The following is a 13586-nucleotide window of genomic DNA, read 5'->3' on the forward strand; positions in this document are numbered from 1 at the left end:
GGTAAGTTGATGTTTCGAAAGCAAGTACATTCCGGAATTCGACATCAATCGGCAACGAGCGGCATCATGAACAAGGCATTTGTCAAAGAGTCGGACGACACCGACGACGACCTCGAACTCGGCCAGCCCGACGTCCCGGCGGGCACGAAGAACTACATCACGCCTCAAGGCCATCAGCGGCTGCGTGACGAGTTGCTGCAGCTTCTCGATACGGAGCGCCCGGAAGTCGTCAGGCTCGTTTCGTGGGCCGCTTCGAACGGCGATCGCTCGGAGAACGGCGACTACATCTACGGCAAGCGGCGGCTGCGCGAGATCGACCGGCGCATCCGCTTCCTGGGCAAGCGCCTGGATCTCGCGGAAGTGGTGGACAGCAGCAAGCAGGAGAATGTCGATCAGGTGTTCTTCGGCGCGACGGTGGACTACGCGGGCGACGACGGCGACGTGAAGACGGTGACGATCGTCGGCGTCGACGAAGTCGATCTGGATCGCGGCTACGTGAGCTGGATCTCGCCGGTCGCGCGCGCGCTGCTAAAGGCGAAGATCGGCGATACGGTGCCGTTGCACACGCCTGCAGGCATTCAGCAGATCGACATCCTGGACGTCCGATATCCACGCTGAAGCGACGCGCAACGACGAAAAAAAAGCCGCTCCGAAGAGCGGCTTTTCTACAGCGGGACTGCTTGTGAAGCTTAGAAGCGGTGACGCATGCCGACCGTCGCCGAAACCTGGTTGCCGTTCGACGACATACCAACGCCGTTGATCACCGCGCCGACCGGCAGGCCGTCCTGGTCGGTCATGTGCTGGTATTCGCCTTGCAGGTACACGTCGGTGCGCTTCGACAGCGCATACGCCGTTTGCAGGCTGAACTGGTGGAACTTCGGCTTTTCGCCTTCGATACGGCTATCCGTGTACGTGTACGCACCTGCGATCGACAGAGCCGGCGTCAGGTTGTAGCGGCCGTTCACTTCGTAGTTCGTGAAGCGCATGCTGTCGCCGTTCAGCGCGATGTTGCCAGCGCCTTGCGAGCCGACGTTCGTCAGCTGCGTCGCGTTGTCGAGCATCGTCTGCGTGAACACGAAGCCGACGGTTGCCGGGCCGAACGCGTAGTTGATGCCGCCGCCGAAGATGCGCTGACGCGAAGCGACGAAAGGCGTGTTGTCGGTCGTGACCGCACCGGCCGTGTTGTTCGTCGGCGAGCCGACGTTGTTCAGTTGCATGTACGCTGCAGCAACGTTCAACGGGCCGTAGTTGTACGACGCGCCGACGCTGTACGCACGGTTATCCGCGAAACCGCCGGCTTCGTTCGAGAAGCCGTACATCGCGCCCATCTTGAAGCCAGCGTAGTTCGCGCTCGTGTACTTGACCGAGTTGTTGACGCGGAACGTGTTGTCGAGGTTGTCGTTGTCGAACGGGTGAGCGAACTGCGTGCCGCCGTATTGCGTGCCCGTCAGAGCCAGAGGCCCGAGGAAGTCGACCACGGAGTCATATTGACGGCCGAGCGTGATCGAGCCGAACTGGTTGCTCGACAGACCGACGAACGCCTGACGGCCGAACTCACGACCGCCCTGGCCGTTCGTGCCGTTCATGATGTTGAAGCCGTTTTCCAACGTGAAGATCGCCTTCAAGCCGCCACCGAGGTCTTCCGAACCGCGCAGGCCCCAACGGCTGCCGTTGACCGAACCGCTCGTCGCCTTCCAGTTGCTGTGGCCTTGCTGGTTGTTCGTGTAGGTGATGCCCGCATCGATCAGGCCGTACAGCGTGACGCTGCTTTGCGCATGGGCGGCGGTCGCAAAAACGCCCGACAGGGCGGCGACCATGAGAGTCTTTTTCATCTTTGTAACTCCGAGAGCAGATAGGGCCGGGGACCCAGGCTTTGAGGAAACCTCGCTCCGGCGCGCTGCGAGAGGCGCGGGCGGAGGAGCAATGGATCGGCGTCACCGACACATTTGTTTCCGGACCAGACGAAGTGTAAAGACGGTGTTACAGCGCAAGGCGTTCCAATTTCCACAATAAATCATTGTGGATGCGGCAATGATCGACCGAACGCGTATTTTTCTTTATATACAAGGGTTTATCCGCGAATAAAGTCGTAAGAGATGCGGTGTCAACCAAATGACGTTGCGCATGCGCGACACGGATTGCCGCAAGAAAACAACGGGAAACTTCTGGAAATGCGATTGTTGAGATATTTGAAACAGAAGTTTGCTGCTTTTGCGGGTAATGAATGCGGGCCGCATCGTTATACTGTCGTCTCTGCTTTCCGAAGCAGACTTTTTCGTTGACGGAAAAAGATCTCCAAACTTTGTCAGCGCGACTTCCCGGTCGCGCTTTTTTTTGCCCGAAGCCTTCTGGGACTTGGCTTCGCGTCCGCGGCGCGAAAGCTTTTAAGCGGCCGCGGCGCGCAGTAAGGAAGACGCGACAAGCGTTTGGCATCTTGCTCGAATCGGTCGAGCGGAATCATCGCCGATTTGTTTCATTACATTTAAGTTGCGACTTAGTTTGCACGTCGGTTAATGTCGGAGAATCGGGCAAGACGAAAGGCGCTGACGATTAATATAATGCTCTGTGCAGCCCGGAGGCACTAAAGTCTTAATATCGTTCGGTATAGGAGAAGCCGCGTTGCGTCGCTGTTCTTTTTCGCCGATAAACCGTGCTTGCGCTATTTTCATTTAATGCGGACCGATTAACTAAGCGAGAAAACGGTCAGCGCCCTAAATGGACGCTGGCGGGCGGCAGCCACGGGCGAGCGCGGCGGAACGGCCCTCGCCCAAGCCTCGCAAGGTTCGCCTTCCTGCGGCTCAGCGAGCCGCGACGGCCGCAAACTCGTATTCTTGATAATCCGGAAATGCTTTTAAGGGTTATCCGCCATTGCGATGCGTTAAATTCAGCATCGGCTTAATGGAAAACTATCAAAATGGTGTGGTTTTAACTGAAGCAAAAACTAGCCAAAAAAGCCGACTCGTCCCGCCCACCGACTGTTCCGGTAAAAGTCCGCCGCTTCCGGCTGCGTTAGAATGGGCAATCCAGCATTCGCTCCATCCAAGGCGCATCCCGCCGTCTCTCGCCGTTCACGATGCATCCCGATCCGTCCGCAAGCTACGCTTATCCCTCCGAACCCATCGTCTTCGTCGATCTCGAAACGACCGGCGGCACATTCGGCGTGGACCGAATCACCGAGATCGGCGTTGTCGAAGTCGGGCCGGCGGGCGTGTCGCAGTGGACATCGCTCGTCAATCCGCAGCGGCCGATTCCTTCGTTCGTGCAACAGTTGACGGGCATCACCGATGCAATGGTGCGCGAGGCTCCGACGTTCGAGCAGCTGGCGTCCGGCTTGCTCGACCGCATGAAGGGCCGCCTTTTCATCGCGCACAACGCACACTTCGACCACAGCTTTCTGAAGGACGAATTCCGGCGCGTGGACCTTCGCTTCGCGCCCGACGTGCTGTGCACGGTACAGCTTTCCCGCGCCGTTTATCCGGCGGAAAGCCGTCACGGTCTCGATGCGCTCGTCGCGCGCCACGCGCTCGTGCCGGCGGCGCGGCATCGTGCGCTCGCCGATGCCGATTTGCTGTGGCAATTCTGGCAGCACCTGCATCGCGCGCATGCGCCGGATGTGATGCGCACGCATCTCGAACGCGTGACGCGCCGGTTCCAGCTCGCCGCGCACATCGACGAGGACACGATCGAGCAGATCGTTTCGGGCTGCGGCGTCTACATGTTTTATGGCGACGACGACGCGCCGCTCTACGCTGGCCGCAGCGTGCGCTTGCGTCAGCGTGTGCGTTCGCATCTCGTCGGCCCGCGGCGCTCGGCGAAGGATCTGCGTCTCGCCGCGCTGGTGCGTCGTGTCGAATGGAAGGCGACGGGCGGCGAAATCGGGGCATTGCTGGCCGAGGCGCAATGGATCGCGAGCGCGCGTCCAGCGCACAACCGCGCGCCGAAGTCGCGTTCCGGCGACGTTCGCGGCGCGCCTTGGCCGTATGCGGGTGCTATCGCGATCGAAGAGTGCGATGCGGCATCGGGGCAACGCGCGTGGCATGTCATCGACAACTGGCGCTATCTCGGCACGGCCGGCACGCTCGAGGAAGCCGGCGCGCTGCGCGCAAGCGCGGATTCTCCCGCGTTCGAGCTGTCCACTTATCGAATTCTGAGCGAGCGTCTCGCGCGCGGTCTCGTCGCGACACCGCTTGTCGCCGCAACGCTCGCGTCCGCCATCTGACGCGCCGTCACCCCACCGCGCCCACGCCGCCCGACGCGCAGACGTGCGACAGCGCGCGCATGAGCGGCGCGTTCATCGACGAGTTGTAGCGCGTCAGATGCTTCCATCGCGCGACGCTTTCCGCGAGCCGCACTGGGCAGTCTTCGGCATGGCGGATCGGCTCGACATGCGCGAGCGCCGAGACGAGCGACTGCGTCAGCCGATCGAGCTTCGGACGCGTGTCCTTGGCGAGATCGGGCGGCGCTTCTTCCGGCGCAGCTTTCAGCGCGCGCCAGTTCGCGAAGAGCGCGTTCTGCACATCCTTGCTGGCTTCGATCTGATCGCGAAAGAACTGACGCGCGAATTCGGGATCGACCTGCGCGGCGCCGGCCTTTTCCTCGACGTGCTTGAGCAACGCTTCTTCGCGCGGCGCATCGGTGATCGGCTCGTGATGCGCCCACTTCCAGCGCGCGACCGGCTCCGCGAGTGCGAGCCGTTGGGAGACGAGGGCGATGAGGTTGGTGAACGGAGTGTCGTCGCCGTCTGCATGCACGGAAGAGGGCGCGGCGAACGCAAGCGCACAGGCGAACGCGGCGGAGGCGAGGAGAGAAGGGGGCGATCGGCGGCGCATCGGTATCCGGGCAAAAGCGCCAGAATAGCGCACCGCGGTCAAACGGGAACGACGGCAGCCAACTGGCGGAGGGGATTTCACGAGGCGAGCCGTAGCGCACGACCCGCCCCGATGCGGTCATGAACGAGAGGCGCGACGCGTCCTGGCGTGAGCCATGTGCGGACCGGATGGTCCGAGTGCGCCGCGCGCGGCGGGCGTCGTTCTCACGACGACGGCGTGATCCAGCGGGTCCGCCTACTTCGACTGCGCCGAGTCGCGCTGTTCGTCGAAGAACGCGCGCACATGCTCGGGCAGCTCCGTCGCGAGAAACTCGACGCCAACCGGTTCCGGATCCGGACAAAGCACCTTGTCGGGCGTCGGGATTTTCGTCGGTTTTGCGTCCATGATTTCTCTCCTGAATGACTACAACAATTGCGCTAACACGGTCGATGCGGCTATTGCGCCGCCGCATGCAGCCGAATTGCCGATTACGGTTCCTTCCATAGATGCGTTATCGGATCGCCACCGCTTCTGCTTGAGCCGAATCGGCGCGTTTCATCAACAACGCATGATCGTTCGTGTCGGGACCGGAATGGCTTCGGTAATTGATTGCCGGCCGCTGTATTCGTTGCTGCAAAAACTACGTTTTATCGCGTCGCGACTGCCGCCCCGCGAGCCGCATCCAGCTTGGGCTCTACCCCGAAAGGCATCAGCGCGTACTTAAACTGTAGCTTTTCCTCTATGGATATAACGATACCGGGAAACCAGCGTTGACGCTTCATGGTGCGCAGCGGAAAATGGCTCGTTGTTGTACGAAAGCGCACATATAAGACGAATCAGGCGCGCGGGTGCTGCCGAATGTGAAATCGCTGAAGCCGATTTTCGGTTCGAATCGCAAACCTGTGTGTCGCGATGGCGATCGTTGCGAAAGTGCGAAAGATTGCGGGGGTTTCGAGAAACGCGGCGCAAAAAGCAAAAACCCGCGACACATGCGTGATCGCGGGTTTTTAGAACTGCCTGAATTCTTGTGGTGCCGGAAAGAGGAATCGAACCCCCGACCTTCGCATTACGAATGCGCTGCTCTACCGTCTGAGCTATTCCGGCTCCGAATTTTTTTTTCTTCGTTTTTTGCGTTCGTTTAGTTCGTCAGCAACGAAGAAGTGAGATTATGCAGAGCCTTTCTGGCTTTGGCAATACCTAAGATCAATTTTTCTTTTCGACGTGGTAGCGCGTCACGCGATCGACCTCGCTCTTCGAGCCGAGGAACACGGCGACGCGCTGATGCAGGCTCGTCGGAACGATATCGAGGATGCGCTGTTCGCCGTTGGTCGCGGCGCCGCCCGCCTGCTCGACGATGAACGACATCGGGTTAGCCTCGTACATCAGACGCAGCTTGCCGGGCTTCGACGGATCGCGCTTGTCGGCCGGATACATGAAGATGCCGCCGCGATTCAGAATGCGATGCACGTCCGCGACCATCGATGCGATCCAGCGCATGTTGAAGTCTTCCTTGCGCGGGCCGTCCTTGCCGTCGTTCAGCTCGCCGATGTAGCGCTGCACCGGCTCATACCAGTGACGGCTGTTCGACGCGTTGATCGCGTATTCGCGGGTCTCGACGGGGATTTTCATGTCGCGCTGCGTGAGCACCCAAGAGCCGAGCTCGCGATCGAGCGTGAAGCAGTTCACGCCGTGGCCGGTCGTCAACACGAGGACGGTTTGCGGACCGTACACCGCATAGCCCGCCGCGACCTGCTGCGAACCCGGCTGCATGAACGCCGCTTCGCTCGGATCGGCGCCGTCCGGGCAACGCAGCACCGAAAAGATCGTGCCGATCGACACGTTCACGTCGATGTTCGACGAGCCGTCGAGCGGATCGAACGTCAGCAGATAGTTGCCCTTCGGGTAGCGATTCGGAATCGGGAAGATCTTTTCCATTTCTTCCGATGCCATCGCGGCCAGATTGCCGCCCCATTCGTTGGCTTCGAGCAGGATTTCGTTCGAAAGCACGTCGAGCTTCTTCTGCACTTCGCCCTGGACGTTCTCGCTGCCTGCCGAGCCGAGCGCCTCGCCTAGGGCGCCCTTGCTGACGTGATAGCTGATCTGCTTGCAGGCACGCGCGACGACTTCGATCAACAGACGCAAGTCGGCAGGCAGGTTCTGATGTTCACGCTGCTGCTCGATCAGATACTTCGAGAGCGTGGTGCGGCTGGAAATGGAGGACATGCTTAGGCTCCGTGAGCGTTAGACGAATATTCACGATTCTAACCGCTCGACCCGGCCGCTCCATGTGACAGCGACCGCCTGCATCCGCCATAAGCGAGAACGGCCGCCGCGCGAGGTTCTCGCGCGGCGGCCGCTAAACACCAGAAACTCCCGACGAAACAGCGCTTAAGCAGCGAGCGCCTTTTCGACGACCTCGCGAACGTCGCGCGATTTCGCCTTCGCGGCGACGTCGCTCAACGCCGCGTGCATCTTCTCGCGCAACTGCGGCGTGAAGCGGCGCCACAGTTCGAGCCCGCGTGCGAGCCGCGCCGCGACCTGCGGATTGAGCGCGTCGAGCGCGATCACCTGTTCGGCCCAGAACGCGTAGCCGGAGCCGTCGGCGGCGTGGAATTGCGCGGGATTGCCGCTGCAGAAGCTGAAGATCAGCGAGCGCGCGCGATTCGGATTCTTGATGTTGAACGCCGGATGCTGCATCAGCTTGCGCACGATCTCGATCACCTTGCGATCCGGGCCGCCGCGCTGCGTCGCCTGAAGCGCGAACCACTTGTCGATGACGAGCGCCTCGTTCTCGAAGCGGCGATAGAAGTCCGCGAGCGCCGCGTCCGCGACGGTCGCATCCGCGCCCTTGGTCGCGCTCGCAAGCAGCAGCGCGGAAAGCGCCGCCGAGCGGTCGGTCATGTTGTTGGCGGCGTCGTACTGCGCCTGCGCGAGCTTGACGGCGTCGCGCGGATCGTCGAGCTGGCTGAGATAGGCGAGCGCGAGGTTCTTCAGGCCGCGCTTGCCCGCGTCTTCCGGCGTCGGACGATATTCGCCCGGCGTGCGGTTCGCTTCGTACGTCGCGAGCCATTTGTCGCGCATTTGCGACGCGAGACGGCGGCTCATGAACACGCGCGCAGCGTGGACGGCGGCGGGATCGGACACGGTCATCTGCTCGGCCAGATAGCTCTCCGACGGCAGCATCAGCGCGAGCTCGCGGAAGGCGGGCGTGAGCGTGGTGTCGTCGAGCACGCGGGCGAACGCGGCGATCACCTGATCGTCGATGGCGAGCGCCTCGCCCTTGGCCGCGCGCTCGGCGAGCGCCAGCAACTCGCGCGTGGCGAGCCGCTGGCCGGCTTCCCAGCGGTTGAACGGATCGCTGTCGTGCGCGAGCAGGAACGCGAGTTCATCGTTCGTATAGTCGTATTCGACGATCACCGGCGCGGAGAAATTGCGCAGCAGCGACGGCAGCGGCGCCTCGTTCACGTCGACGAAAGTGAACGACTGCTCGCGCTCCGTGAATTCGAGCACGCGCGTCGTGCCGTTCGGTTCCTTCTCGCCTTCGAGGCGCAGCGGCAAGTCCGCGCCGTTCTGGCCGATCAGGCCGACCGAGAACGGAATCAGCAGCGGCCCCTTCTGCGTTTCGCGCGCAGCTTCCGACCCGTCGCCGTAACCCTGCGTGAGCGTCAGCGTGTAGCGCTTCGTCCCGGCGTCGTAATTTGCGCGCACCGACACGCGCGGCGTGCCCGCCTGGCTGTACCAGCGCTCGAATTGCGCGAGATCGCGATGATTCGCGTCGGCGAGCGCCTGGCGGAAGTCGTCGCAGGTCACGGCCTGGCCGTCGAACCGCTTGAAATACAGGTCCATGCCGCGGCGGAAGCCGTCGCGACCGAAAAGCGTCTGATACATCCGCACGACTTCCGAGCCTTTTTCGTAGACGGTCATCGTGTAGAAGTTGTTGATCTCGACGTAGCTTTCCGGGCGCACCGGATGCGCCATCGGGCCGGCGTCCTCGGCGAACTGCATTTGACGCAGCACGCGCACGTCCTCGATGCGCTTGGTCGCGCGTGCGGCGGCGCTCGCCGCGCCCTCGACGTCGCCGGCGGCCATATCGGCGGAAAATTCCTGATCGCGAAACACGGTCAGGCCTTCCTTCAGGCTCAACTGGAACCAGTCGCGGCAGGTCACGCGATTGCCGGTCCAGTTATGGAAGTACTCGTGGCCGACCACGGCCTCGATGTTGGAGAAGTCGGTGTCCGTCGCGGTTTCCGGGTTTGCGAGCACATACTTCGTATTGAAGATGTTGAGGCCCTTGTTCTCCATCGCGCCCATGTTGAAGTCGCTCACCGCGACGATCATGAAGCGGTCCAGATCGAGCTCGAGGCCGAAGCGCTTCTCGTCCCAGCGGATCGAGTTGATGAGCGAATCCATCGCGTGACGGGTCTTGTCGAGATCGTGCGGCTCGACCCAGACTTGCAGCAGCTTTTCCTTGCCCGAGCCCGATTCGATGCGTTCCTCGATGCACACGAGCTTGCCCGCGACGAGCGCGAACAGATAACTCGGCTTCTTGAACGGATCTTCCCATTTGGCGAAGTGGCGGCCATCGGGCAGATCGCCTTCCTCGATCAGATTGCCGTTCGACAGCAGCACCGGACACGCGGTCTTGTCGGCGCGCAGCGTGACGGTGTAGGTAGCCATCACATCCGGGCGATCGAGGAAGTAGGTGATGCGCCGAAAGCCCTCGGCTTCGCACTGCGTGAAGAAGTTGCCACTGGAGACGTAAAGTCCGGAGAGCGTCGTGTTCTCGGCCGGATTGCAGATGCTCTCGATGCTAAGCTCGAAAGCATCCGCGGGAATACTGCCGATGGACAGTCCGTTTTCATTGACGCGGACATCCGCGTGCGCGACGCCGTCGATCGCCGCGCTCACGAATTCGAGCTGCTCGCCCATCAGTTCGAGGCGCGATGCGTCGCCTTGGGCGTCGGGGTTGCGCCGCAGCTTCATCGTGTTCTTCACGACCGTGCGCGATGGCACGAGGTCGAATTCGAGCGCGACGGAATCGATCAGGAACGCGGGCGGCGTGTAGTCCTGGCGGCGAATCACAGCGGATGCGGTCGTGGTAGACATGGCAAGATCTTCATGTTTGGATTGAACGGCGCCGGCGTCTCGCGCGTGCGCTTTTAGCGCACCAACGCGTGCGCGCCTGGTCGAATCATTGTACAAGCCGCCCGGCGATCGTGAATCGGGCGGCGCCACGCGTCGTGGACCCCACAAAACAAGGACGCCGCCATGCGACGCAAGGCGGTGCTGTCTATAACGGAGAAGGGTGCTGAACGAAGTGAGGACGACCATGAAATTCCCGATCAGGACGCTCGTCACATGGCCGCTGATGCTGGCGGCGATGTGGCTCGCCGGCTGCACGACCTACGTGCAGACGCAGGTCACTGCATTCTCCGACTGGAGCGGCAGCGACGCGACCCGCACCTACGCGTTCACGCGCAAGGGCGAGCAGCAGAACAGCATCGAGCAGACGACCTACGAGACGCTCGTCGCCAACGAACTCGCGAAGTACAACTTCCGTCAGGCGCCCGAGGCGAGCGCGAACTATCAGATCGCGATCGCCTATTCGGTTCGCGGCGACATGGTGACCGTGCGTCAACCGGTCTACTACGATCCGTGGCCGATGTACGGTCCGTGGGGCGCCGGCCCATACTGGGGCGGACCGTGGGGCGGGTGGGGGCCGTACGGTTCGTGGGGCGCGACGGGTTACGTCGATCAGAGCTATCCGGTCTATACCCACGCGCTGCAGATCCGCATGAACGACCGCAAGACCGGCCGCGAGACGTACAAGGTGACGGCGGTGAACGCGACGGGCGATCCGTCGCTGTATCAGGCGATGCCGTATCTCGTGCGCAGCGCGCTGGCGGACTTTCCGCTCGGTAACGGCACGGTCAGAACGGTGACGCTGCCGGTGGACAAGAGCGGCGGCATGTCGAACGAGACGGCCGCGTCGGCCGGACCGAACGAGCGCAGCGTCGCACCCGCGCCCGCAGCGAAAACCGTCGATTGATCGGGCCGTCGCATCGACGCGAAAACGGCATCGGAATTTTTTGCCGTCATGCGCAGTGAGCATTGCCTTTTACGGCTTCGGGAAATGTTTCAAACACGCCCGCCGCCCTTGACTAAACAGGGAAATATCGCGGCGGCGCCGGGCCGCAATATATGCAGCTTCGGTCAATTAGCGATATATTCCCGGGATGACAAAATCGTGTCCGCCCAATCCTGAAGCCGTTCCCGAGCCCACCACATGGGATGCGCGGCTCGCACGCCGTCTCGTCACGCCGCTCGTCGGCACGCCGGTAACGCCCAACCATCTGACCACGCTGCGCCTCGCCATCGGCTTGGCTGGAGCGTGGTATCTGTCGCTCGGCCAGTTCTGGATGTGCACGCTCGGCGCGCTTCTCGTCGCGCTGTCGAATTTCGTCGATCACACCGACGGCGAACTCGCGCGCATCAGCGGCCAGTCGAGCAAGATCGGCCATTTCTACGATCTCGCGTGCGATGCGCTCGTGACCGTGCTGCTGTTCCTCGGCATCGGGTTTTACGTGGCCGTGCATCATCCGTCGATGATCGTGCCCGCGCAATGGCTCGGCGGCATGGCGGGCGTGGCGGTTGCGCTGATCTTTTTCCTGCGCATGCGTATCGAATCGATGATCGGCAAGTCGGGCACGAAACAGGCGTCGTTGGCCGGATTCGAAACGGAAGACGTGCTGTATCTGCTTCCGCTCGTGACCATTCTGAACGGCATGACGCCGTTTCTGATCGCCGCGGCGATCGGCGCGCCGCTCTTCGCCATTTATGTGGCGGTGGACTATCAGCGCGTCGTCGCGCAGACGAAACGCCGCGCGCAGGCCACGCATGCAAAAGACGACAAAGATTTCCAGGCGGTGAGATGAGCGATACGGCAACTCCGGAGAGCACGCTGACACAACCGGCGCAGACGGCGACGACCGCGCGCCCGTCGAAGCGCGATATCGATTCGACGATGAACGCGCGCCTCGCCGCGCTGCAGACGCCGAAGCTGCGCGACGAGTACGGTCAGCAAGGCTCGTTTCTCTATATCGAAGACTTCCTGCCGCGCGACTACACCGAGCGGCTGATCGCCGCCGTGCACGACGTGATGCCGTCCGTGAACCGCAACTATCTGCCGGGGCACAAGGCGGGCGGCAGCGTGAGCCGTCACACGCTCGACAAGCTCGCGCCGTTCATCGCCGACCTGTATCGATCGGAAGCGCTCATCAAGTGGCTGGAATCGATCACCGGCGACAAGCTGCAACTCTCGCCGGAGGACGATCCTCACGCCTACGCGCTTTACTTTTACACGAAGCCCGGCGACCACATCGGCTGGCATTACGACACGTCGTATTACGATGGCCGCCGCTACACGCTCCTGCTCGGCGTGATCGACGATTCGTCCTGCAAGCTCGATTACGAACTGCACACGAAGAATCCGGCGGTTCCCGATCAGCCGGGCTCCGTGCAATATCCGCCCGGCGCGTTCGTGTTTTTCGACGGCGACAAGCTGCGCCATCGCGTCACGCCGCTCGGCGAAAACGAGATGCGCGTGTCGCTCACGTTCGAGTACGTGACGAACCCGAACATGCGTCCGTTTCAGCGCTTCATCTCGAACATGAAAGACTCGATCGCGTATTTCGGATTCAGGCAGGTCTTTCGCCGCAAGGGCGGCAAGAACGGACAGGCATGAGCCGCGCGGGCACATTCCTGCTGTCGGTCGGCGTGGTGCTGTTCATCGCGCTGCTCGGCTGGCAAGGCTTCGGTTCGGTTGCATCGACGCTGGCCGCGGCGGGCTGGGGATTGATCGCGGTCGCGGCGTTTCACTTCGTGCCGCTCGTCGTCGATGCCGGCGCGATCAGCGTGCTCTTCTCCCGCAAGGAACGCGACGTGTCCCTGCGCGACGCCTTGCTCGCGCGCTGGGCCGGCGAATCGGTCAATAGCCTGATGCCCGCGGGCCAGATCGGCGGGCCGATGCTGATGGTCCGCTATCTCGCGCAGCGCGGCATGCGCGCGCGCGACGCGGCCGCCGTCATCACCGTCAGCACGACGATGCAGACCGTCGCGCAACTGATCTTCGCGCTGATCGGCGTCGTGCTGCTGACAGGCTATGCGGCGGGCGGCTCGTCATCGACGGTCACGATCGCCGTGCTCGCGGTGATCGGCGTGATCGGTCTGATGATCTTCGGTTTCTATCTCGCGCAGCGGCGCGGTCTCTTCGGCCGCGCGATGCGCTTTGCGTCCGGCATCGCCGCGAAGTTCTCGGCGAAGCGCGACTGGTCGTCGCTCGTCACGCGCGCCGAAGCCGTCGACGCCGCCGTCCACGAGATGTATCGCGAGCGCGGCAAGGTCGCGGCGAGCTTCGGGCTGAGTCTCGTCGGCTGGATCGTCGGCACGGGCGAAGTGTGGCTTGCGCTGCATCTGCTCGGCCATCCGGTCGGCTGGGCGGAAGCGTTGCTGCTCGAAAGTCTCGGCCAGGCGATTCGCGGCGCGGCCTTCGCCATTCCCGGCTCGCTCGGCGTGCAGGAAGGCGGCTATCTGCTGCTTGCGCGTCTGGTCGGCTTGCCGCCGGAAGCGGCGCTCGCGCTGTCGCTTGCGAAGCGCGCGCGCGAACTGCTGCTCGGCGTGCCGGGCATCGTCTATCTGCATTTCGTTGAAAAAGGCTGGCAGCGCCGCCGTCTCGCGCGCGTGCCGGATATCGACTGACCCACCCACGAAGGGAACACA

Annotated in this window: 13 protein-coding genes and 1 tRNA gene; 7 read left to right on the forward strand and 7 right to left on the reverse strand. The window is 62.5% G+C overall.

Translation table 11 applies throughout. From position 1 onward, the window contains the following. The first annotated feature begins 66 nt into the window (after positions 1 to 66). Entirely contained in the window at positions 67 to 618 is a 552-nt protein-coding gene (greB, locus tag NCT05_RS04735) for a transcription elongation factor GreB (protein WP_008350924.1), read from the forward strand. A 71-nt stretch (positions 619 to 689) separates the two neighbouring features. On the opposite strand, the gene NCT05_RS04740 is transcribed toward greB, so the two are convergent. Beyond that, on the reverse strand, positions 690 to 1832 hold the full coding sequence (locus NCT05_RS04740) for a porin (protein WP_008350922.1): 1143 nt from the start codon (positions 1830 to 1832) through the stop codon (positions 690 to 692). 148 nt (positions 1833 to 1980) lie between these two features. Then, positions 1981 to 2433 (reverse strand): hypothetical protein, encoded by a 453-nt coding sequence (locus NCT05_RS04745; protein WP_250501818.1) that lies wholly within the window; start codon positions 2431 to 2433, stop codon positions 1981 to 1983. Between the two features lie 640 nt (positions 2434 to 3073). Between NCT05_RS04745 and NCT05_RS04750 the strand changes: the two genes are divergently transcribed. After that, a complete protein-coding gene (locus NCT05_RS04750) occupies positions 3074 to 4219 on the forward strand; it encodes an exonuclease domain-containing protein (protein ID WP_250480370.1) in 1146 nt (381 codons plus the stop codon). Between the two features lie 7 nt (positions 4220 to 4226). Here NCT05_RS04750 and NCT05_RS04755 read toward each other — a convergent pair whose 3' ends face one another. Beyond that, entirely contained in the window at positions 4227 to 4829 is a 603-nt protein-coding gene (locus NCT05_RS04755; RefSeq protein ID WP_008350918.1) for a chorismate mutase, read from the reverse strand. A gap of 234 nt (positions 4830 to 5063) precedes the next feature. Then, positions 5064 to 5213: a hypothetical protein gene (locus NCT05_RS04760; protein WP_008350916.1), complete on the reverse strand. Its 150-nt coding sequence runs from the start codon at positions 5211 to 5213 to the stop codon at positions 5064 to 5066. Here NCT05_RS04760 and NCT05_RS04765 point away from each other — a divergent pair. Continuing rightward, a complete protein-coding gene (locus NCT05_RS04765) occupies positions 5212 to 5532 on the forward strand; it encodes a hypothetical protein (RefSeq protein WP_250501819.1) in 321 nt (106 codons plus the stop codon). The two genes, NCT05_RS04760 and NCT05_RS04765, sit on opposite strands and share 2 nt — an antisense overlap. Before the next feature lie 304 nt (positions 5533 to 5836). Here the strand turns inward: NCT05_RS04765 and NCT05_RS04770 are convergent. From NCT05_RS04770 to pepN, 3 genes are all read right to left on the reverse strand, one after another. After that, positions 5837 to 5912, reverse strand: a tRNA-Thr gene (locus NCT05_RS04770). Positions 5913 to 6011: 99 nt separating this feature from the next. Next, the gene (locus tag NCT05_RS04775; RefSeq protein ID WP_008350914.1) at positions 6012 to 7031 is read right to left on the reverse strand and encodes a class 1 fructose-bisphosphatase; all 1020 of its coding nucleotides are present in this window, start codon (positions 7029 to 7031) and stop codon (positions 6012 to 6014) included. 165 nt (positions 7032 to 7196) lie between these two features. Beyond that, a complete protein-coding gene (gene pepN / locus NCT05_RS04780) occupies positions 7197 to 9914 on the reverse strand; it encodes an aminopeptidase N (protein ID WP_034471352.1) in 2718 nt (905 codons plus the stop codon). A 223-nt stretch (positions 9915 to 10137) separates the two neighbouring features. Between pepN and NCT05_RS04785 the strand changes: the two genes are divergently transcribed. The 4 genes from NCT05_RS04785 (at position 10138) to NCT05_RS04800 (ending at position 13565) form a co-directional block, all read left to right on the forward strand. Then, positions 10138 to 10857, forward strand: coding sequence for a DUF4136 domain-containing protein (locus tag NCT05_RS04785; protein ID WP_250439267.1), 720 nt, complete (start codon positions 10138 to 10140; stop codon positions 10855 to 10857). A gap of 187 nt (positions 10858 to 11044) precedes the next feature. Then, a complete protein-coding gene (locus NCT05_RS04790) occupies positions 11045 to 11743 on the forward strand; it encodes a CDP-alcohol phosphatidyltransferase family protein (protein WP_250501820.1) in 699 nt (232 codons plus the stop codon). Continuing rightward, complete coding sequence (locus NCT05_RS04795; RefSeq protein ID WP_008350907.1) at positions 11740 to 12552, forward strand: HalD/BesD family halogenase; 813 nt, start codon at positions 11740 to 11742, stop codon at positions 12550 to 12552. Before NCT05_RS04790 ends, NCT05_RS04795 begins: the two co-directional genes overlap by 4 nt. Next, positions 12549 to 13565 carry a flippase-like domain-containing protein gene (locus NCT05_RS04800; RefSeq protein WP_175981772.1) on the forward strand — a complete coding sequence of 339 codons (1017 nt, stop codon included), beginning with the start codon at positions 12549 to 12551 and terminating at the stop codon, positions 13563 to 13565. The genes NCT05_RS04795 and NCT05_RS04800 overlap by 4 nt, the downstream gene beginning before the upstream one ends. The last annotated feature ends 21 nt before the right edge of the window (positions 13566 to 13586 follow it).

The sequence above is a fragment of the Caballeronia sp. AZ7_KS35 genome, from assembly GCF_023631045.1.
In the GTDB taxonomy this organism is placed as follows: Bacteria; Pseudomonadota; Gammaproteobacteria; order Burkholderiales; family Burkholderiaceae; genus Caballeronia; species Caballeronia zhejiangensis.